Genomic DNA, 22620 nt, shown 5'->3' with positions numbered 1-22620 from the left:
ATGAAACCGACAATCTCTTTGGTTATGATTGTGAAAAATGAGGAAGCAGTACTCAAACGTTGTTTGGATAGCGCAGTAGAAAATGTTGATGAAATAGTAATTGTAGATACTGGCTCTACGGATCGTACTAAACTAATTGCAGCTGATTATAAAGCGAAAATATTCGATTATCAATGGAATCATAATTTTGCGGATGCTCGCAATTTTGCATTAGAACAGTCTACAACAGACTGGTGTATGGTTTTGGATGCAGATGAGTTTATCATCAATGATTGTAAGGATATTATTAACGCTTTTATAGCGGATGGCCCCCAAATTGGGAGGGTTAAACATACAAGCAAGTTTACTTCTAAAGACGGGCTAAATTATGAACATTGTTATATTTCTAGGATATTTCCATCGTATTGTCGGTATGTTGGGAATGTTCACGAACAAATCCAGTCCGATTTGCCCAGAGTAAAATTAAATGTAGAGATTATGCATGATGGATATATGGAAACTCAGAAGCATGATAGAAATATTCCATTACTACAAAAAGCAATTGAAGAGCATCCTGATATTTCTTATTACTATTATCAAATTGCAAAAGAATATCGTGGGTTGGGAGACGCTGAGAAAGAATTCAATAATCTTAGGAAGGCATATAAGTTAATGGATCATAAAGAGACTATTTCGACCAGTATTATAGTTAACTATATGTATTCTATTATATCTTCCGGGAACCTTAAGGAAGGTTTAGCAGTCTTTAATCATGAGGAAAAATTTATGGGCCATTCTTCTGATTTCTATTTTGTCTCTGCCCTATTTTTTTTGGAATTAATGATTAGCGATCCTCGAAAATACCAAAGTGTTCTACCTAATATTGAACAATTATATAAAAAAGCATTAGAAATAGGTGATACAGGTGAAGAGGGTAATGTAAGAGGGACTGGAAGCTTCGCAGCCCATCATAATCTGGGAGTTCTTTATGAATCAACAGGTAACATTGAGAGAGCTATTGAGCATTACAAAGCAGCAGTGGTATACAACTATGAACCATCTTTAACTAGATTACACGAACTAAAAGTTTAAAGGGCACTTGAATAAGAATGGGGAGGTAGCTCATTGAATTTGGAACAAATTAAAAACGGTATAGTATTTACAAATCAAAACCCCATATATGCTAATTTTGAAATAGGAGATTGGACCTACGGAAATCCGAGTATCTACTGTCATACAAAAAGTGAAATTCTCAAAATAGGTAAGTTCTGCTCAATTGCCGATAATGTTACTATTATGCTTGGGGGAGAGCACAGGGTTGATTGGTTAACTACTTATCCATTTAGTGAGATATTTGCGGAAGCCCAGTATCATCTAGGGCATCCAGCAACTAAAGGTAATGTCACCATTGGAGATGATGTGTGGATCGGAAATAATGTAATGATTCTGTCTGGTGTTTCTATTGGTGTCGGTGCTGCTATTGGTGCTGGAAGTATAGTTACTAAGGATGTCCCACCGTATAGTATCGTAGGAGGCAATCCTGCGCGAGTAATTAGATATAGATTCAAACCAGAGGAAATTGAGCAGTTAGTAAAAATCGCGTGGTGGGATTGGTCCATTTATAAAATTAAAGCTAACTGGGATCTGTTGCTGAATGACGATATTTCGGAATTTATAGAAAGACATGCAACATAGGTGGATATGAACAGTGAAGCAAAATTACTGATTCAAAATAATAGATCCGTTTTTAGTGGGAATTGCAAAACAGCACATTCAAACGTTAAAACAGGAAGCCCAAAATTGGCTTGTCCAAAGAAATATAGCCAGATCTCAACGCAATGCTTATGAATCTAACTATACACCTGATAGCGTTCTAATGGATCGTATGAAATAAATCTAAAAGCTCTCGTCAAACACACTTTTATTGTGTAGGCGAGAGCTTTTTAACATGTATATAGTTGCTAATAAAGGAAAAAGAATCCTTAGAAACAAAAAAGTCTATCAATTTATCGTTTCAGACTCTAAAATATAGTTTAAACATGATTAGTAAGTTTGCTCTAGTTCAAGTTCTAATGAACAAGGAACAAAGTTGTGGACTATTTACCCATTGTATTATATATGGAATAACTATACATGAAAACATTATCAATTCCAATTGACAATGGATAACTTTGGGTGGTATAGTCAAAAATGTGGGCGAGAGCTTCACTTCATTTGATGACGAAGGGAATGTTAGTGCATGCAAGGTAAAGTAAAATGGTTTAACGCAGAAAAAGGTTATGGTTTCATTGAAACGTCTGACGGCGGCGACGTATTTGTACATTTTTCCGCAATTCAAACAGAAGGCTTCAAAACACTTGAAGAAGGACAAGACGTGGAGTTCGACATTGTCGAAGGCGCACGTGGACCACAAGCCGCTAACGTAACCAAATTATAATCATCCCCGGCATAGCCGACCTACATAATTGGTAAGATGGTTAGCAATGGATAACGCGCTAGCACTGCCCTGGAATTTATTCCAGGGCTTTTTTATGTTTTCTAATTACATAAAAAAGCCCCTTACCCAGTGGTAAGGAGCTCAACACAATAGAACTTTTACTCTAGAGAACCATCAAAGTCAGCCATCTCCACAAAAATGGTATTGGAGGAGGCAGATTGATTCTCTACGCTTCCGTCTGGATAACGGAATTGATAGCGCAGAATAACTTGGGCGATCAGATACGCACGGAGCGCAGATTCGATGTCGAAAGAGAATACGATGACGGCTTTGTGGTCTGGGTCAAGCCGACCTAACGGTATATCTTGGAGCAGGTTAGGATGCGGAAGCGGCACAGAATTCACGGTGACCGTTCGCAGCAAAATGAAATCTTCGGCTGCAAATGGTGCAGTGAGCAAGAGCTCTTCCAGCGGGGTATTGCCGATGTTTTCCACATGGACGGTGAAAGACAGGGTATCTTCTTGGCCGACACGCAGAGCGCTGGAGCTAAGCGTGAGTTTAGGAATGGCTGCAATAACGGTCACGCCAACGGTGTTGGTCTGGGAGGTTTCCTGGATGGTCTCTCCTCCACTACGACGTGAGGTATATTCGATGATGGCCTGGTTGCTGAATGTTCCATCCGCAGGTGCTTCACGAATTTGCGTCTGAAGCGTAAGGGTGAGCGTCTCCCCTGGTGCAATATCCGGGAGCGTGATACCTGCGGCGGGATTAGCACCTGGCTGTGCTTTTTCTTGGATAGTTAGGCTGTTGGGTACATAAATGAGTCCATGCGGCAACGGGTCCGTGAACAACGGATATTGTGCAGAGATCCCCCCTTTGTTAGTAATCTGAATGGTGAAGGTGAGTGTGTCGCCTACAGAGGCATCTGTGGTGTTCACCTTTTTAACTAATTCGAGCAGTGGGGATACAATTGGGATCGTAACGGCTTTGGTAGTCAATGTCCCTGATACGACTCTTCCTCCAGGTAGCGTAAACGAGTAGGCAAAGGCAGCTTGATTTACGATGTAGCCAGATGGAGGCGTCTCCGATACGGTCACTTGATAAGTCAATGTCAATGACTGTCCTGGTTCCACATACCCTAGGCTAACACCGATAGTTGGATCGGCTCCCGACAGTGATTGACCGTTCAACTGTATGCTGTCAGGAATCAACAGAGTCCCGGCAGGAATGAAATTTTGCAGTGTAACTTCGGATGTTACGTTGCCGAAGTTGTTGAGCAGTACCGTATAGGTAAGGCTTTCTCCTGCGATGGCCTCCGTATTTTCCGTGGAGATACTTGCGGCAAGCTGTGGATCGAAAACAGCTATAGTCACGGTATTGCTGGTAACCTCGCTAGCACCGTCACTGCCAGCATATTGAAGCCGCACGCTATTGTTTAGACGTCCTCCGAGAGGCAGAGACTGAACGTTCACGCTGTAGGATACATCAATTGTCTGTCCTACCTGCAAGCTGCCGATAAATAATGGTTCACCCGGCTTGCTAGAAGCAGGTGGAGAACCGCTAATTCTCAAGCTACTCGGGTTTATGATGGTTCCATTCGGTACGTAATCGGCTAACACTACATCGGTAATGACCGAGCCTCCATCATTAACAAGAGTCAACTGATAAGGCACAGCATCGCCTAATGCGACAGTAGACACTGTTGTGCGTAGCACGGCTGACAAGGCTCCTTTAGCAGTAGGGGCTACTTTAACCGAGACAGAAGGTGAAGCAGTTACCAGATTCGTGCTTCGTCCGTCCGGCAGCTGGTAGGAGTAAGCCAGCGAAGCTTGATTCACCAGTGTGCCAGACTCGGAGGCACGAACGACAAGCGCGGAGAAGAGGGTAGTCGTCTTTTCTCCTGGTGCGATAGTGCCTAGGGCAATGCCTTGCCCTGGACTGACGCCATATTGAGGGATTCCATTAACCGAAACAGAGCCAGAAACAAAAGAAAGCTCCGATGGCAGTGAGTCCGTTAACAAGCCAAATGCACCGATATTCCCAGTATTTTCTGCAATGATGGAATAGGTGATGCTTTGACCTGGCTGTACGCTCTCCGTGCTGGCTATTTTCGTCAGTTTCACTACAGGCTGAAGTAAGGCAATGGTGACAGCATTGGACAAAACGGCACTCGCTTCTTCACCATTTGAGAGTAACAAGCGCGCCTGATTCGTACGTGGTCCTGGCTGTTCTGTCGCTGTGATACGGACATCAAAGGATATGACAGTCTTGGAATTCGCTTCTAACGGTGGCAAAGGTATACCGGTGCCGGGATCGCTTTCTGTTACCGTAGATCCATTAATCTGAACTGAACCTGTAATAAACTCGATGTCTTCTGGCAAAGTATCCAGCAAACGGGCATCTTGCACGGTATTTGTATCCTCGTTGAAGATCACGAGTTCATACGTCAAGGTTTCGCCAGTAGTGGCGAAAGGTGAGCTTACGCTTTTACTTAATGTGATGTCTAGCGGTGACACGGCAACCTCAACAATGTTGGATAAACGGAAACCGCCTGCCTCTCGCCCATTTGGTGCATTAAAGCGATAGTCTACCTCGGCCTGATCAACCAGCAGTACGGTTGCAGGGATGGAAGATACCAGCACTTGGAAAGTGACAGTTGCCGATTGTCCGGGTGGTATGGCTGGAGTCGGGATGCCGGAAACCGGGCTTGCACCGGGAGCTGCAATGCCATTAATCGAGACGGTGTTGGGAAGGAATACAGAGCCGTCTGGAATATTGTCGCTTACTGTAGTTGAGGCTGCAATGTTACCCGTGTTGGATACGACAATCGTATAAGTGATGATGTCTCCGACGGTGGCATTATTAGTATTGCTTGTTTTGACTGCTGTCAGAATCGGCTGGAAGACTGGAATAGTTACCACATTAGATGTTGAACTGCCAGTAAATGCCCCGCTGGTAAAGCTAACGGATGCCTGATTGGTTAATTGTGCCGATGTGGGCAAGAAATCAACTCGAGCCTGGAACGTAACGGTAGTAACAGCTCCTGGAGCGAGCGTACCGATGGCAATACCAAATCCAGGATTTCCATCAGGGAAGGAGGTTCCATTTACAGTAACACTGCCATTCACAAAGGAGCTTCCTGCTGCAATGATATCTGAAACCACTATATTATTGGCGGTACTGATTCCATTGTTGGAAACGGCCAAGGTATAGGTGATGATATCGCCGACAATGGCGTCTGTAGCTGCTGTTCCTTTGACAATGCTCACATCTGGTGAGGATACAGAGATACTAACTGTGTTGGATACCGCAGATCCGGATACTGTTCTGCCATCTGGTGGTTGGAAAGTGAATGAACCTGATGCCTGATCGACCAGTACCTGTGGATTAGGCAGAGTATTGATAACGGTTTGGAACGTTACGGATACCGTTCCGCCTGGCAGCACAGATCCAACCGGGACGCCCGTTTCGATGGACAATCCAGGTTGCGGACTGCCAGCAATGCTGACACTGTTGGCAAGGAAAGTCGATCCGGCTGGGATGTTATCGCTGATGGTAAGTGCTGCTGCAATATTGCCGCTATTTACGGCCATAATCGTGTACGTCAGTGTATCGCCGACAGAGGCGTTAAGAGTGCTGGATGCTTTAGTAATTGCAATTAGCGGTTGGAACACAGGTACGATGAGTGGATCGGAAAAGGCAGTGCCAGTGAACGTTCCGCTAGTAAACGTGACGGCTGCAATATCTGTGAGCAGGGGTGGTTGCGGCAAAGACTGGACAGTCGTTTGGAAACTGACGACGAGTGTATTTCCAGATGCGACGTTTCCAATGGCAATTCCAGCAATCGGAGAGGCATTAGGGAAGGCTACTCCGTCGATGAGGACACTGCCCGGAACGAAGGAGGTACCTGCAGGAATTGTATCGGTCACGACAGTATCTGTGACTGAATCCACACCGCTATTCGTGATGCTCAGTGTATATCTGATCGTATCTCCGACTACAGCGGCTGACAGACTGGATGTTTTCGTCACCTGAATATTAGGTGCAGACACAGCAACATTGACTGTATTGGATGTGACGGAACCACTCAGCACCCTACCATCTGGTGGTGAGTACGTAAAATTCGCTTGCCCTTGGTCGGTTAATATAGGCGGAACTGGCAGAGACGAAACGATGGTTTGGAAGCTCAATGTAATACTGCCTGAAGGGGCTAGTGATCCGAGCGTTATGCCTGTAACTGGCGAAGCTCCTGGTACAAGGATGCCATTAACGACTACGCTGTTAGGCAGTAGCTCAGAGCCAGTAGGAATGTTATCCGAAAGCACAGGTATAACGGCAATATTTCCGGTATTGGTGAGTGTCAGGGTATAGACCAATGTTGACCCGATCTGTGTATTGACGGTATTGACGGTTTTGGTCAGGCCGATGATTGGCTGATAAACAGGCAAGGTCACCGGATCGGATTGCGAAGACGAGGTCAACGCGCCCGAAGTAAAGCTGACGGTTGCTTGATTAGTTATTTGCGGCGGCTGCGGCAGACTAACGACGGAGACCTGGAATGTAACGGCTGCCGAGCCACCTACTGCAATGGTGCCAACAGGAATACCTGAGCTTGGTGATGCAGTAGGTACAGATGTGCCATTCACGGTTACACTGCCAGAAACAAAGCTGGTGCCGGGCGGCAGCTGATCAGATACAACAGCATTGACGACTTGACTGATTCCGTTATTCGTAGCGACGACAGTATACGTAATGGTATCTCCGACTACAGCATCTGTAGCGGAGGCTGTTTTGATAACGTCCACATCTGGCGAAGAGACCGAGACGGTCACGGACGGAGATACTGCACTTCCAGTCAGGACACGACCATCTGGTGGTTGATAGCTGTAAGCTGCGGTCGCCTGATTGACCAATGTACCTGATGCGGGCAGTGAGGTAATGACTGTCTGAAAGGTCAGAGTGACGGTCGTAGCTGCACCTATGATACCTAATGGGATCCCAACACTTGGATCTGAACCAGGTGCTGCGGTGCCATTGATCACTACACTATTAGGTATAAAAGCTGCCCCTGCTGGAATGGGATCACTAAGTACGGTATCTGCACCGATGTTTCCAGAGTTCGTAACGGAGAATGTATAGGTTACAGTATCTCCAACTGTAGCTCTTCCCGCTCCCGCGCTTTTAGTTACAGTGACGATCGGTTGATACACAGGGATGGTAACGGGATTGGATACCGAAAATCCATTAAATGCACCTGAAGTAAAGCTGACGGTTGCTTCATTAGTGATGGACGCCGGTGTCGGCAGGGATTGTACGTTAAGCAAAAAGCGAATCGTGGCTCCGCCACCAGCTCCAAGCGTTCCGACAGGAATGCCATTTTGTGGGTTGGCTGTAACAACAGGAGTACCATTAATTGTAACGCTGCCCGGGACAAAGGCGGTTCCGAAAGGAATGGTGTCCGTAACGATTACGCTAGTAACCGGATCGAGTCCGTTATTGAACGCAGTTATGACATATGGGACAGAATCGCCCACGACAGCGACAGCCACCTCGGCTGCCTTTGTGACTGTTACATTCGGTGACGAGATTGGAATGGATACAGGCAGGGCTGCTCCGCTTCCAGTCAACGTTCGTCCATCTGGCAATTGGAACGTGTAGTTCACAGTGGCCTGGTTGGTCAGTATAGAGCCAGGTGGTACTGATATGACCACGGCGCTAAACGAGACGGTTACCGTCGCGCCTGGTGCGATTGAACCGATATTGATGCCTGTAATAGGGTCCGCTCCGGGAATGGGCGCACCGTTGACCAATACGCTATTTTGATTCAGGCTAAGCGAGCTGGATAACAGATCAAGCACGACCGTTTCTGCAGGCGCGTTGCCGGTATTGGTTACAGTGATGAAAAAACCTAGTGTATTCCCTACGGTAGCACGATCCGCACTGAGGGTATTGGTCACATTCAAGATCGGCTGTAATACAGGCAGGCTGACTTGATTCGAGACGGATTGACCTACAAAAGCCCCGGAATTAAAGGATACCGTTGCCTGATCTGTTGACAAACCTGATGCTGGCAAGGATGTTACTGTGGCCTGGAAGGTAACCGTTGCTGAGCTGCCAGCTGGAACAGTGCCTACGGACACACCTGTAGCAATGTTGGCTCCTGGTATAGTGATACCGTTGACTTGTACGGAGTTAGGTATAAAAGTAGTGCCATCAGCAATCGGGTCGATAAAGACCGTCCCTGTTACAGGTTCAATGCCTCCGTTTGCTGCGTTAATGGTATACGTAATGGTATCGCCGAAGGCTACAGAGGTCTGATTGACCGTTTTGGTCACGGTGACATCTGGATTGGATACAGGAATGAACACCGGATTGGATTGGACGCTTCCGTTTAATGTGCGACCGTCAGGTGGCTGGAAGGTGTATGTGGCCGAACCTTGATTTAACAGGCCCAGGCCAGTGGGGACAGCGTTAATGACCACTTGAAAGGTAAGAGAAACAGAAGCCCCTGCTGCAATGTTTCCGACTATTACCCCTGATTGGGGATTGGCTCCAGCAACAGGCAGACCGTTCACGGTGACGCTATTCGGTATAAAGGAGGAACCAGATGGAATGGCATCGGTGAAGGTGGCGGTCGCTGCTAGATTACCTGTATTTTGGGCAGTGAGTGTATAGACTACGGTGTCGCCTACCGTTGCTTGACTCGTATTTGCGGTTTTAACAAGACTGATAATAGGCTGGTAAACAGGGACGACAACGGTGTTGGAGAGTGATGTGAAGTTCAGTGTACCGCTGGTAAAAGAAACTGTAGCCTGATCACTCAGCTGAGGTGGGTCAGGCAGGCTGTTGACAGACACGGAAAAGGTAACGGTTGTTGACGCTCCAGCAGCGATGGAGCCAATTGGAATCCCCGTTAAGGGGCTGGCTGACGGCAGCGTTGTTCCATTTACGATAACGGAGCCAGGAACAAAAGAGGAGCCTGTCGGAATGGTATCGGTCACACGAACATCTGTTATGATTTCAATGCCACTATTGGTAGCTGTAATAGTATAGGTTATCGTATCACCAGGAACGGCATCAGTTGCCGAGGTGCTTTTACTGACCTGCACATTGGGTGACGATACAGGAATTGTGACAATATTGGACGAAACATTGCCGTTAACAATCCGGCCATCCGGCGGTTGAAAGGAAAAACTGATATTCGCCTGGTCGGTGAGTTGGGGAGGTAAAGGCACGGAAGTAATCACCACCTGAAAAGTTGTTTGAGTTACGGCTCCAGGTGCAATGGAGCCAATAGACAGACCTGCTTCGGGACTGGTACCAGGAATAGGAACACCGCTGACGACCACACTGTTCGGTACTAGTGCTGAGCCTGCGGGAATACTGTCTGTCAATGTGGCAGCAGCAGCTATGTTACCATGGTTGGTTACCGCCACGGAATACGTTACGATATCGCCAACTGTTGCCCGTAGGAGGTCAGCAGTTTTACTCACAGTTAGCACTGGAGCATTGACGGCTACTGTCACCGGGTTAGATACTGACACGCCTGAAAAAGCACCGCTCGTGTAGCTGACACGCGATTGATTGATGAGCTGCGGTGGACTTGGTAATGGAGAGGATACCGTTACCCTGAAGGTGATCGTAGCTCCCCCTCCAGCGGCAATGCTCCCAATTACGATACCTAAAGAAGGATCTCCACTGGCTATTGTGGAGCCATTCAGCGTTACGCTACCCGCAGTGAATTGAGAGCCGGCCGGGATAGGATCGGAAACGACCACATTGTTCACGGTCTGGATTCCGTTGTTAAGTACGGTCAGGGTGTATAATACCGAATCATCTGGAATGGCGGTGAAACGGTTTGCAGTCTTCGAAATGGACACATTCGGCGCAGACACAGGAATGGATAGCACGTTGGACGATGTGCTATCTGTTCGCACCCGCCCATCAGGCAACGTAAAGGAAATGGCGGCGGTGGCCTGGTCTGTCAGTTGAGATGGTGTTGGAAGAGAGGCTACTACGGTTTGAAATGTCAGTGTGATAGGGCTTTGCGGCGACACGGTTCCGATGAAAATGCCTGCTGCTGGACTGGCTCCAGGCTGACTAACACCATTGATTACTACGCTGTTCTCTATAAATGTGGACCCGGCAGGAATAGCATCTGTCAGCGTTACAGAAGCATTATAGTTACCGTTGTTCGCGACCAACAATGTATACAGAATTGTGTCGCCTATCGTAGCTGCTGTTGTATTTGCAGATTTGACCACACTGATACGAGGCTGATAAACCGGCACAGAGACGGTATTTGTCTGGGATGTTCCGGTAAAAGCACCGCTGGTGAAGCTGACACTGGCTGTGTTTTGCAGCGGCTGTACGGACGGAACGGCGTTGACTAGCACGGCATAGGACACCTGCACGGATGCGCCTGCGCCAATGGTACCGACTGGAATGCCACTTCTTGGATCGACTGTGCTCACAGGTGAACCACCGACGGTTACGCTTCCGGGTACAAATGACACGCTGCCGGGGAGTGGATCGGTAATCACGGTGTTTGTGATGGGGTCAATTCCGTTATTAACGGCGTTCACGCTGTAGGTCAGCGTTTCGCCAACACTAACGGATGTGAATCCCGCAGACTTGGTTACGGCTACGTTGGGAAGCGAAATCGATACGGAAACAATATTGGAAAAAAGCGAGCCCGAGAGGGTTCTTCCGTCTTGCAACTGATATGAATATTGGAGCAGGCCCTGATCGTTTAATCCACCCCCGGTTGGTAGGGAATCTACTGTCGTCTGGAATGAGGCTGTAATTTGTGCACCAGGGTTTACGGTGCCCACTGAAATTCCCGTATTAGGATTGGCGCCTGGCACTGAGGATCCGCCGACAATGACGCTTCCGGGAATAAAGGTGGAGCCTGTCGGTACAGTTTCCGTTAAGGTCGTGTTTAATACGACTGTTCCGGTATTAGCGATGAGGAATGAATAAGTAATTATTCCGCCAACGCTGGCACGGTTGGGGCTTGCGCTCTTGGTAATTGTCGGCGCCGCGATAACGACAGGTATGGTTACAAGATTGGACAAAGATGATCCGGTAAAGGCCCCAGAAGTGAAGCTGACAGTTGCACGATTGTTGATCTGTGCAGGAGAAGGCAGAGAATTAATGGCTGCCCGAAATACAACCGTAACCGATGCGCCTGGAGCTAAAGTACCGATCGGAATGCCGTTCACAGGTGTAGCAGTCGCAGAAGCAGTTCCGTTCACGGTGACGCTACCAGGTACAAAGGCAACTCCGTTTGGCAGCGGATCGGTAACGACTACATTGGTCACATTGGCGATTCCGTTGTTTGTGGCGGTTAGGGTAAACTGAACAGTCTCTCCGACTGCGGCTGCTGCCAGAGAAGAGGCCTTTGTCACGGTCACATTTGGTGAGGAGACGGGAATGGTGAGCGTGTTGGACGTCCCGCTTCCGTTCAATACACGTCCGTCAGGTGGTGTGAAGGTATACGTGTAAGCCGCCTGATCGGTCAAATTACCAGAGGCGGGAACCACATTGACCAGGGTCTGGAAGGTCACGGGTATAGTAGCACCTGTATTAATCGTTCCTACTGAAAAACCAGTAGCGGGATTGGCAGCAGGCACGGAGGAACCGCCAATGGTCACACTACCCGGTATGAAGGATGATCCGGCGGGAATGCTCTCCGAAAAGCTGAGATTTGCAGCAATGCTGCCCGTGTTGGATATCTGAAACGTGTACGTAATCGTATCTCCAACTGTAGCAGCCGTTGTATTGGCACTTTTAACAATACCGATGACAGGCTGGTAGATCGGTGTGCTCGCAGTGTTGGACGGAACGTTGCCGGAAATGACAGGTCCTCCAGGTACGGTTTGGAAGGAAAAGGATGCTGATGCTTGATTGCCCAGCTGGGTGTTTGCTGGCAATGAAGTGACGGTTGCCCGGAATGTAATGGTCACCGTGGAAGCAGGAGCTACACTACCCACTGTGATACCTGTAGTGGGATTAGCTGTTGGCTGGGCTGTGCCCGCGACAACAACACTGCCGGGTACGAAGGTAGCCCCGGCTGGTATGGTATCGGTAAGTACTGTGTTGGAAGCACTAACGAGCCCCGTATTCGAAATGTTAACCGTATAGGTCACTGTATCGCCAATAACCAAGCCCGTAGAGCTGGCCGTTTTGGTCAGAGTCACCAGCGGAGCATTGATATCAATTTGAATGGCGTTGGCATTTACAGTGTAAATATCGCCATTGGTTGTCAGCTGAAGGACACCCGTGGTCTGGCTGTTGAGTAGCGTGGAGGAAATATCGACATTGGTAATGTCCCAGCCTTGCCGTCCGCCTGTCACCTGCGTTCCAGGTGAGCCATTTACGGCATTAGTTGTTCCGAAGGTCCCGGTCGTGACCAATGTACCGTCGTCTCCATTTATTTGGGAAGCGAAAAAATTAGTTGAAAAATTATTAGGCCCAGACAGCGCAGTCAAACTGGATGTGGTAGGTCCAAACAACGCACGGTCACCAGTAATGTCCACGTCACCTTCTTGGGCGCTAATCAGCGCCCTACCGCGCAAAGTCCCCTGTACAGGCGTGGCAAAGCCACTCACTACAACGTTGACTGAGCCAGTAGCACTGCTGACCCCCTCACCGCCTACACGCAGCGACAGGTTACGGAAGGGCAGAGATGGGTTATTGTACACCACAGCGAGCGTCCAGCCGGCATGGTTGGTATTGGTGGAATCAGGAACCGTGATGGTGCCCGTCACATTTCCGACCGTGTATGCCCCTGCGCCGCCTTGAATGACCAGATTTGTGACATTCGCTGTTCTCACATAGGTACTGATACTGGTGACGTTGACTGATGTTGCAGATTCAGGGCTGACCGTGGTAGATAAAGCAGGTGTCTGAAATGTGACCGGGTTACTGGCGCTGGACAATACATTGGTGCTGCCGTTGGCATAACTTCCTCCCCAAATAAGCTCAGCATACAGCACTGTACTGCCCGCAGGGAGCACAAGGAATGCTGTCGATGAGTTACTGGTAAAGGTAGAAGTCGTGCCAAATGGATACGTGCCGAAGCGAGAGGCTGTATTGGTTGTGATGAAAGCGCCAATGCTGGTCGCTGTTCCCGGCACTCCTACCGAATTAGAACGTGCCAGCCCAAGTGTATTCCCTATAAAGGTGACAGCCCCCGTCTGGTTCGTTACGTAACGCTGAATAAAAGCCATGGATTAGCTTCCTACTTTCCATCTCTTCCAAATCTGTTATCTTGAGATCTCCGTATAGGAAGAGCCAGCTAGGCTGGGTGTAATAATCCTTTCGTATAAATTGTCTGGGTTGTAACCAGGCCTTGCATACCGCACAAGTCCATGTACCTGTCCAGCGGGAAAGGGACACCCCCTTTTTCGATAAAATCGCTTAGCATGAAGCCCAAAATAGTTGTTTGTCATGACGTCAGCGGAGCAATATTCGTATATGCACTCATTATTCACATATGTATGCAAGTCGATTTTAAACATACCTGTTTTCAAAGAATGACGTTATGGGAAGCGTTTTAGCGAAAAAAGAGGGATTTTGTAAAATAGCTTCGAAATGTTGGTCTCTTTTTTTACTTGGCGTTAACATATGTGCTATACTGAAGGAGCAAAGGAGGCGTGCCCTATGAACTTAACAGTACGAGGTCAACAGATCGAGGTTACCGACGCTTTGAAGGACTACGTTGATAAGAAATTCAGCAGACTTGAAAAGTATTTCGATGCACCCCCGACGTCTGATGGAAGTGTAACGTTAAGCACAACCAGAGATTTGCACACTGTAGAAGTAACCATTCCTTTGCCGGGGCTTGTACTCCGTGCCGAAGACGAGAGCGATGACATGTATGCATCCATTGATGCCGTGGTAGACAAGCTTGAACGGCAAATTCGCAAGCACAAAACCAAGCTAAACCGAAAATTCCGTCAAGAAGGCAGTTTGAAAACCCTTTTTGTGGAAGATCCGGCAGGTGGCGTGGCTGTTGCTGAAGATGCAGAACTGGATGAGCTGGAAGTTGTCCGCACCAAGCGTTTCTTATTGAAACCTATGGATGTGGAAGAAGCTATTCTTCAAATGAACATGGTTGGACATAATTTCTTTGTGTTTTCCAATATTGACAACGAAGAAGTTAACGTAGTTTACAAGCGCAATGATGGTAAATACGGTCTGATCGAACGGCAATAGCCTGTGAAGTAGGAACTTTTCACATTTTAAAATGAATAGAACGATTTCGATTGAAGCATGCTTCATGGATATTAGGAAAATGAAAACAACACGAGCCTTATCCTTGCGAACCTGGCGGGATAAGGCTCTTTTATATGTTTTTTTGTGAAAGTAAGGAAATTTAAACTTGGATAAGTGTAATCAAGTTGTGTATTTCGTGCGTCAATTGTTTTGGTATCTTTAACCGGATGCAAATCTGGAGGCTGCTTGTGTTGCGGCATGTCCTACAAACTGTTACAATTTATGCAAAGAACATCGCACGATGGGCTGGTACAGCCGGGCCTGTCAAACATATCGGGAATCAATTTCATCATGGACCCTTTCTTATTGTGAAATTGATTCTATTAATTGTTTTGCGCGAAAGGGGTAAACCATGCTAGGAATTGTTAAGAAAATCTTCGGAGATACCAATGAACGTGATGTCAAGCGTTTAATGAAGACGGTTGAACTGATCAATAAGATAGAGCCGGATTTCGAAAAGCTCTCGGATGAGGAGTTGCAAGCGAAGACGGTGGAATTTAAAGCTCGGGTCGAACAAGGGACTACGGCTGAAGAAATTTTGCCAGAAGCTTTTGCTACTGTTCGCGAAGCGTCCAAACGGGTGCTGGGTAAACGTCATTATGACGTACAGATGCTCGGCGGTATTGCGCTGCATGAAGGTAAAATTGCCGAAATGAAAACCGGTGAAGGTAAAACACTGGTAGGAACACTGCCGGTTTATTTGAATGCTCTGTTGGGCAAAGGCGTGCACGTGGTTACGGTCAATGACTATTTGGCGCAACGTGACAGCGGAGAAATGGGACAAATTTATAACTTCCTAGGAATGTCCGTAGGGCTTAATTTGGCCAACATGGATCATGCCGCCAAGCAGGCAGCATATGCTTGTGACATCACATACGGTACAAACAACGAGTTCGGATTCGATTATCTGCGTGATAATATGGTGCTTTACAAAGAGCAGATGGTACAACGTCCGTTGTACTTCTGTATCATTGATGAAGTGGATTCCATTCTCGTCGATGAAGCTCGTACACCATTGATTATTTCAGGACAAGCTCAGAAATCGACCGAGCTGTATTTTGCGGCTGACCGTTTTGTGAAGAGCCTGAATGTTGAAGAAGATTACACGCTGGATATTAAGGTGAAGTCGGTTGCTTTGACCGAAAACGGCGTATCCAAAGCTGAAAATTTCTTTGGTCTTGAAAACTTGTACGATCAGGAAAGTGTTACAATCAATCACCACATTGTACAGGCATTGAAAGCTAATGCTATTATGCGTTTGGATGTGGACTATGTCGTGGCTGACGGTGAAGTCCTAATTGTCGATGAGTTTACAGGTCGTTTGATGGCTGGACGTCGTTACAGTGATGGTTTGCATCAAGCTATTGAAGCAAAGGAAAACATCATTGTACAAAATGAAAGCATGACATTGGCGACAATTACATTCCAAAACTATTTCCGTATGTACCGCAAATTGGCGGGTATGACGGGTACAGCTAAAACAGAAGAAGAAGAATTCAAAAAAATATATGGTCTGGAAGTGCTCCAAATTCCGACGAATAAGCCTAACCAGCGTGTAGATATGCCTGACATAGTGTACAAGAGCGTGAAAGGCAAATTCCATGCTGTGGTAGATGAAATCCTGGAGCGTAACAAAAAGAACCAGCCGATATTAGTAGGTACGGTTTCTATTGAAAACTCGGAGCTTCTTTCTGAAATGCTGAAACGCAAAGGCGTTCGTCACAAAGTGCTTAACGCCAAGTATCATGCTGAGGAAGCTGAGATTATTTCCCGTGCAGGTGAAGCAGGCGCAGTTACCATCGCTACCAACATGGCCGGACGTGGTACTGACATCGTACTGGGTGAAGGCGTATCAGAACTTGGTGGTTTGCACATCATCGGTACAGAACGTCATGAATCCCGTCGTATTGATAATCAGCTTCGCGGACGTGCAGGACGTCAGGGTGATCCGGGCTCCACACAGTTTTACTTATCGCTGGGCGATGAGTTAATGAAGCGTTTTGGTGCGGACAACGTACTGAATATGATGGAGCGTTTGGGCTTCGAGGAAGACCAACCTATCGAGAGCCGTATGATTACACGTGCTATCGAATCAGCTCAAAAACGCGTCGAAGGCAACAACTTTGATCAGCGTAAAGTCGTTCTCCAGTATGATGATGTAATGAACCAGCAGCGTGCTATTATTTACAAACAACGCCGTGAGGTGCTGGAATCAGAGAACATCAAGGAAATTGTGTTTGACATGATCAAGCCTGTCATTGAGCGTGTAGTGGAAGCTCATTGCGGGGATGACATTCCTGAAAACTGGGAACTTGAAGAAGTAGCAGAGTATGTGAATAACAACCTGCTTGAGGAAAATACACTTACACGTGACGACCTGTGGGGCAAGGAAAAAGAGGAGATCGTGGATATGATCTTCGAAAAAGTTACCAACAGATACCACAGCCGTGAAGAAATGATTGGCGAAGATATGGTACGCGAGTTCGAGAAAGTTATCGTACTGCGTGCGGTCGATAGCAAATGGATGGACCATATTGATGCTATGGATCAATTGCGTCAAGGTATTCACTTGCGTGCTTACGGCGGTACCGATCCTCTGCGCGAGTATCAATTTGAAGGCTTCGAAATGTTCCATGCTATGATTGCTAGCATCCAAGAGGAAGTAGCGACATACATCATGAAAGCACAAATTGAATCCAATCAAGAGCGTCAGGCTGTCATCGACGAAGACAAAATCTCGACGAGTGGTGAACCAGCTGCTCCTAAAAAGAAATCCGCTCCTTCGCGTCCGCGTAGAAAATAACGGATTGAAATTAAGGGAGAGTCTTGAGATACACTATTCCCTGCAGTGCATATAATGGCAGGCGGCAGTTCAACCACTGACCGTCGGCCATTTTGTGCCATACAGGGGATGCACTGATGTTTTCAGCTTATAGTGTTTTTGTTGGAGGATCAGTTTGAATATTTTTTTCTTGAGAAGATTGTCCCTATTTCTATAATTATGACAAGCAAGCGGGTCTTAGCTTGCTTGTCAGTTAATTCAGCTCTTGACTCGGCTCACATACCTGAGCCGATTATCTATAAGTCGTTTGACTTTACGGCGGTCGGTAGCGAAGTGAAGGATTTGAATCTGGAGAAGCGTCAGCGTTCGCCTTTGCAGTGAGATGCCCACCTTTGAATGTGTTAATCCAATCAAGGGCATCTCGCTGCAACAGCGATCGTAAGATCAAATCATTCGCGCAGCGTCTCTTCACCCAGCCGTAACTCACAACGCTTTTACTTCCCCTAACCATATATTAAAAGGAGAATGACAGCATGATTGATCCAAGTGTAAAGCATGATTTGCGAGAAATAGGCAAGAAACTAACAAACCTTAGGGGGTCTCTTTGACTTAGATCTCAAACAGGAAATGATCGCAAACTTTGAAGTAAAGATGGCTGCACCTGACTTTTGGGATGATAATGATAAAGCCCAAGGTGTAATTGCAGAAATGAACGCTGTTAAGTCTTCAGTAGACAGCTATGAACAGCTTCGTCAGGAATACGAAGATGCCGGCATGATGGCTGAGCTGGCTGATGAGGAAGGCGATGAAACACTGGCTGGAGAAATCGAGAATAGTGTCAGTTCTCTGCTGAGCAAGCTTCAGGAGTTTGAGTTGCAATTGCTTTTGAATCAGCCGTATGACAAACTTAATGCCATCCTGGAGTTGCATCCGGGAGCAGGCGGAACGGAGTCCCAAGACTGGGGACAAATGTTGCTACGGATGTATACTCGCTGGGCTGAAAAACGGGGCTTTAAGGTAGAGACCCTGGATTATCTAGCGGGTGATGAAGCAGGAATTAAGAGTGTAACACTTTTGATCAAAGGTTATAATGCCTATGGCTATTTGAAAGCGGAGAAAGGCGTGCATCGGCTTGTTCGTATCTCTCCATTTGATTCCTCCGGCCGTCGGCATACATCGTTCGTATCCTGTGATGTGGTGCCTGAAATTGCGGATGATGTGGACGTTGAGATCCGCACGGAAGATCTTAAAATTGATACGTACCGGGCCAGTGGTGCGGGCGGTCAGCATATTAATACGACCGATTCAGCCGTTCGGATTACGCATTTACCTTCCGGTATTGTCGTGACCTGTCAAAATGAACGCTCCCAGATCAAGAACCGAGAGCGTGCCATGACGATGCTCCGTTCCAAGCTCTACGAGCGTAAGATCGAAGAGCAGCGTCAGCATTTGGATGAAATCCGCGGAGAACAGTCCGATATTGCATGGGGCAGCCAAATTCGCTCCTACGTGTTCCATCCATACAGCATGGTTAAGGATCACCGTACTAGCGTGGAAACTGGCAACGTAGGGGCTGTCATGGATGGCGATCTCGATCCCTTCATCGATGGTTACCTGCGCAGCCAAATTAAGCTGGACGCAGAATAATAGCCTGTACGTTTTCCTACAGTCCGCAGACCATGTGCCTGCAGACTGTAGGAATTTTTGTGTAACGGTATTTTTTAATTAAAGGAGAACACGAATGATGCCTCAATTGAATCCTCCCGCTGCTCGCCGAAGACGACGCAAGCCTCTGATTGCCGCCAGCGGACCCGCACGCAACGTGACCGATATTTTGCTGATTATACTCGGCTCTTTCATTACAGCGCTGACCTTTAACATGTTCTTGCTCCCAAACCGGATTGCATCCGGGGGGGTATCGGGCTTGTCTATCTTGGGCGAGGAGCTGTTTGGCCTGGAACCAGCCTATACGCAGTGGGGAATGAATATTCCGTTATTTATAGCAGGGGTCCTGCTGTTAGGGAAAAAATACGGTTTGCGTTCTTTGCTGGGAAGTATTATGCTGCCGCTATTCGTTTATGTTACGAAGGACTGGGCAGTTCCGACAACCAATCCGTTGCTGGCTTCGCTATATGGTGGAATCGGAGTAGGGTTGGGTTTGGGTACCGTGTTTCGGGGCAGGGGCTCGACGGGTGGACTGGCTATTTTGGCGCAGATTATTCAAAAATATACGGGTTTTAGTCTTTCTCTCTGTGTCATGTTGATGGATGGCACGGTGATTACACTGGCTGGTTTTACCCTCTCGCCAGAACGGGCGTTGTACGCGTTGATCGGCTTGTTTGTAACGGGCAAGGTCATTGATGCCGTGGAAATGGGATTGGGCTACTCCAAAGTGGCTTACATCATATCCAATCAGAAAGAAACGATCACGCAGGCTATTTTGCAGGATTTGGACCGAGGATTGACAGAGCTGGCAGGACGGGGCGGTTACACGAACGAAGAACGTCCTGTGCTTATGGTTGTAGTCGGACAAAACGAGGTAACTCGCCTTAAAACGCTCGTCCGCTTGGTAGACCCGGAAGCTTTTGTGATAATAAGTAATACTCGTGAGGTATTGGGTGAAGGGTTTAAGAAGGAAAGCTGAAACAAAGAGGGCCTTCTGGAGGCATGCTCTTAACTGAATCCATGCAGGAGAGCCCACTAATATAGTAGGCTCTTCTCTCTTCAGCATGCTTTACTAGATTCATTTTACCAATCGTTCAAGCCAATTTGCCGTTTGTCCTTGATTAAAATACGAGGTAGGCGTTCCTTTTACCCCTGTCTTGACCATAAATAGGCCGCCTGCTAAGGGTTGATCGGCACTATCATCATCTTGAGCAGTCGTAATATATAACTCATCCAGCTGTTCACCGCCAAAAGCGCACGAAGTCACACAATTGACGGGAAGTGATACCTCAGCAATTACTTCTCCATGAGCAGGATGGATACGGGAGACACGTTTACCACCCCATCTCGCGACCCACAACATGCCCTCTGCATCGATTGTCATGCCATCTGGATACCCTTCACTTTCATCCAATCTAGCCACCAGTTGCTTATTCCTAATAGTGCCTTGTGCCACATCGTAATCAAAGGAGACGACCTCCAATGTTGGAGTATCAATGTAATACATTGTACGATGATCTGCGCTCCAGGCTAATCCATTAGATATGGAAGCTTTATCAACCAGTAAGGAGACCTTGCCTTTTGTGCTCAGACTATACAATGCTCCTTGCGCATGTTCGCCATTTAGACTCATGGTTCCTGCTAAAAAACGTCCGGCAGGATCGCATTTTCCATCATTAAAACGATTACCTAGTCTACCTTCCTCAGGATCATGAATTAATACTTTGGCCCCTGTCTCAATATCTAAACAATATAGACCGCTAATCAGCGCTACGATCACTTTATTTTTGAGATAAGGTACAACTGCACCAATATGTTCACCAACATTTATTGTACGATCTGTGCATGTAAAAGGATCGTAGATATGCAATTGAAAGCCTTTAATATCGACCCAAAATAAACGTTGAAACCGCTGATCCCAGCTGGGACCCTCGCCTAACTTTGCTTTTGCATCTATAACGATATTCGCTGTATATGTTTCGATCTGTAACACCCCTAACGTATAGGTTTATTTTCGACCCCAATTATTCGCTTCAGCGGTTCCTCTGAGCAGATTCACTAGATGCAGCCCATGTGATTTCCTCTTGTATGTAGTGCTACATGTACTCCCTTCATGTTCAACAAGTCCATAAAGTGCAGCAAATGACCAATCGAGATGAACTCCAATAAGTGAGATCATGTAAAGGGAATATCCCCCTTATTCTTTATGCAAAGTGGCAAGCTTTATTCAAAAAGTTCGCTGTCTATTTTTTATTCCCTTTATTATAGCTCGTACAGCTTGTCCGTCAAAAGAATAGACAAGAGCGCATATTTTAAATTAGGGGGAATAACATGACATGAGGTGTTGTATTTATATAAATAGAGTCGTATAATAATACATATTTCATACGAACGGAATGGAGGAAGGTCTGTGAGCAGCAAGTTAAAAGTGGCAATTGTCGGTTCCACCGGGTATGGCGGGGTGGAGCTGATTCGTTTTTTGGTTCATCATCCGCAAGTAGAGATTGTATCTGTTATTTCTTCGTCCAGCGCGGGTGTCCCAATCAGTGACGGATTTCCACATCTGACGGACATTGTGGTGCAGGATTTGGACGGTGTCGAAGTCCACGAAATTGCTGCTAAGGCCGATCTGGTTTTCACTGCTACGCCATCGGGCGTTAGTACCAAGTTAGTGCCGCAGCTTCTTGATGTCGGACTGAAGGTCATTGATCTTTCCGGGGACTTCAGGCTTCGAAGCGGGGAAACGTATGAAGCATGGTATAAAAAGCCTGCAGCTTCACCCGAATATCTCAAGCAAGCGGTATACGGACTCAGTGAGGTGTATGCAGAAAAGCTGGCGGGCGTTTCTTTTATTTCAAATCCAGGCTGTTATCCGACTGCAACATTACTGGGGATTATTCCTGCGCTGAAAGCGGATTGGATCGACCATCGGTCGCTGATTGTGGATGCCAAATCCGGTGTATCCGGCTCGGGTAGGGGAACAAGCCTCGTTTCGCACTATGCGGAAATGAACGAGAATTTTAAGGCTTATAAGGTGAATAAGCACCAGCACATCCCTGAGATCGAACAGGTACTGGGCGATATTGCGGGCGAGGACGTTACGATTACGTTTACAACACAACTTGTTCCTATGACCCGAGGAATTATGAGTACGATTTATGTCACGCTGAAGGGTGAGCATACAGATCAAGATCTTATCGGGTTATACCGGGATTATTATAAAGGCCATCCTTTTGTCCGTGTACGTGGCGAGGGTATATGGCCAGCAACGAAGGAAGTAATGGGTTCGAATTACTGTGACATTGGTTTTGCAGCAGATGCCCGAACCGGGCGTCTTACGATTATTTCTGTCATTGATAATGTTGTGAAGGGTGCCGCTGGGCAGGCGATTCAGAATTTAAATTTGATGATGGGATGGGAGGAGAACCTCGGGCTAGGCTTCATACCGGTATATCCGTAAGTAGCAAGTAACTGC

The 22620-nt window shown here is 47.0% G+C and carries 11 protein-coding genes; 9 read left to right on the top strand and 2 right to left on the bottom strand.

Annotation, left to right across the window (positions count from 1 at the left end):
- The 3 genes from MKY98_RS23805 (at position 1) to MKY98_RS23795 (ending at position 2416) form a co-directional block, all read left to right on the top strand.
- Positions 1–1071 (top strand): tetratricopeptide repeat-containing glycosyltransferase family 2 protein, encoded by a 1071-nt coding sequence (locus tag MKY98_RS23805; RefSeq protein WP_081317501.1) that lies wholly within the window; start codon positions 1–3, stop codon positions 1069–1071.
- Positions 1072–1131: 60 nt separating this feature from the next.
- Positions 1132–1674: a CatB-related O-acetyltransferase gene (locus tag MKY98_RS23800; RefSeq protein WP_058710921.1), complete on the top strand. Its 543-nt coding sequence runs from the start codon at positions 1132–1134 to the stop codon at positions 1672–1674.
- 544 nt (positions 1675–2218) lie between these two features.
- The gene (locus MKY98_RS23795) at positions 2219–2416 is read left to right on the top strand and encodes a cold shock domain-containing protein (RefSeq protein WP_013312263.1); all 198 of its coding nucleotides are present in this window, start codon (positions 2219–2221) and stop codon (positions 2414–2416) included.
- 158 nt (positions 2417–2574) lie between these two features.
- On the opposite strand, the gene MKY98_RS23790 is transcribed toward MKY98_RS23795, so the two are convergent.
- Entirely contained in the window at positions 2575–13650 is an 11076-nt protein-coding gene (locus tag MKY98_RS23790; RefSeq protein ID WP_069009980.1) for a DUF7507 domain-containing protein, read from the bottom strand.
- Between the two features lie 433 nt (positions 13651–14083).
- On the opposite strand from MKY98_RS23790, the gene hpf reads away from it, so the two are divergent.
- From hpf to MKY98_RS23765, 5 genes are all read left to right on the top strand, one after another.
- Positions 14084–14638 carry a ribosome hibernation-promoting factor, HPF/YfiA family gene (hpf, locus tag MKY98_RS23785; RefSeq protein WP_029514571.1) on the top strand — a complete coding sequence of 185 codons (555 nt, stop codon included), beginning with the start codon at positions 14084–14086 and terminating at the stop codon, positions 14636–14638.
- 412 nt (positions 14639–15050) lie between these two features.
- Positions 15051–17501: a preprotein translocase subunit SecA gene (gene secA, locus MKY98_RS23780; RefSeq protein WP_039271459.1), complete on the top strand. Its 2451-nt coding sequence runs from the start codon at positions 15051–15053 to the stop codon at positions 17499–17501.
- A 225-nt stretch (positions 17502–17726) separates the two neighbouring features.
- Positions 17727–17861, top strand: coding sequence for a hypothetical protein (locus tag MKY98_RS23775; RefSeq protein ID WP_280921432.1), 135 nt, complete (start codon positions 17727–17729; stop codon positions 17859–17861).
- A gap of 152 nt (positions 17862–18013) precedes the next feature.
- A protein-coding gene (prfB, locus tag MKY98_RS23770) for a peptide chain release factor 2 (protein ID WP_141695457.1) occupies positions 18014–19127 on the top strand; the annotation gives its coding sequence in 2 pieces (ribosomal slippage) (positions 18014–18085 and positions 18087–19127; 1113 coding nt in all).
- 97 nt (positions 19128–19224) lie between these two features.
- A complete protein-coding gene (locus tag MKY98_RS23765) occupies positions 19225–20124 on the top strand; it encodes a YitT family protein (RefSeq protein ID WP_069010671.1) in 900 nt (299 codons plus the stop codon).
- A gap of 99 nt (positions 20125–20223) precedes the next feature.
- On the opposite strand, the gene MKY98_RS23760 is transcribed toward MKY98_RS23765, so the two are convergent.
- A complete protein-coding gene (locus tag MKY98_RS23760) occupies positions 20224–21138 on the bottom strand; it encodes an SMP-30/gluconolactonase/LRE family protein (protein WP_069010672.1) in 915 nt (304 codons plus the stop codon).
- Positions 21139–21555: 417 nt separating this feature from the next.
- On the opposite strand from MKY98_RS23760, the gene argC reads away from it, so the two are divergent.
- Positions 21556–22605, top strand: a complete 1050-nt coding sequence (gene argC / locus MKY98_RS23755) for an N-acetyl-gamma-glutamyl-phosphate reductase (protein ID WP_069010674.1) — start codon at positions 21556–21558, stop codon at positions 22603–22605.
- The last annotated feature ends 15 nt before the right edge of the window (positions 22606–22620 follow it).

Origin of the sequence: Paenibacillus sp. FSL M8-0228 (assembly GCF_038007385.1) — a bacterium.
Taxonomy (GTDB): Bacteria; Bacillota; Bacilli; order Paenibacillales; family Paenibacillaceae; genus Paenibacillus; species Paenibacillus polymyxa_D.
Note: the sequence above shows the minus strand (reverse complement) of the source record. Positions and strands in the feature narration are given on the sequence as shown.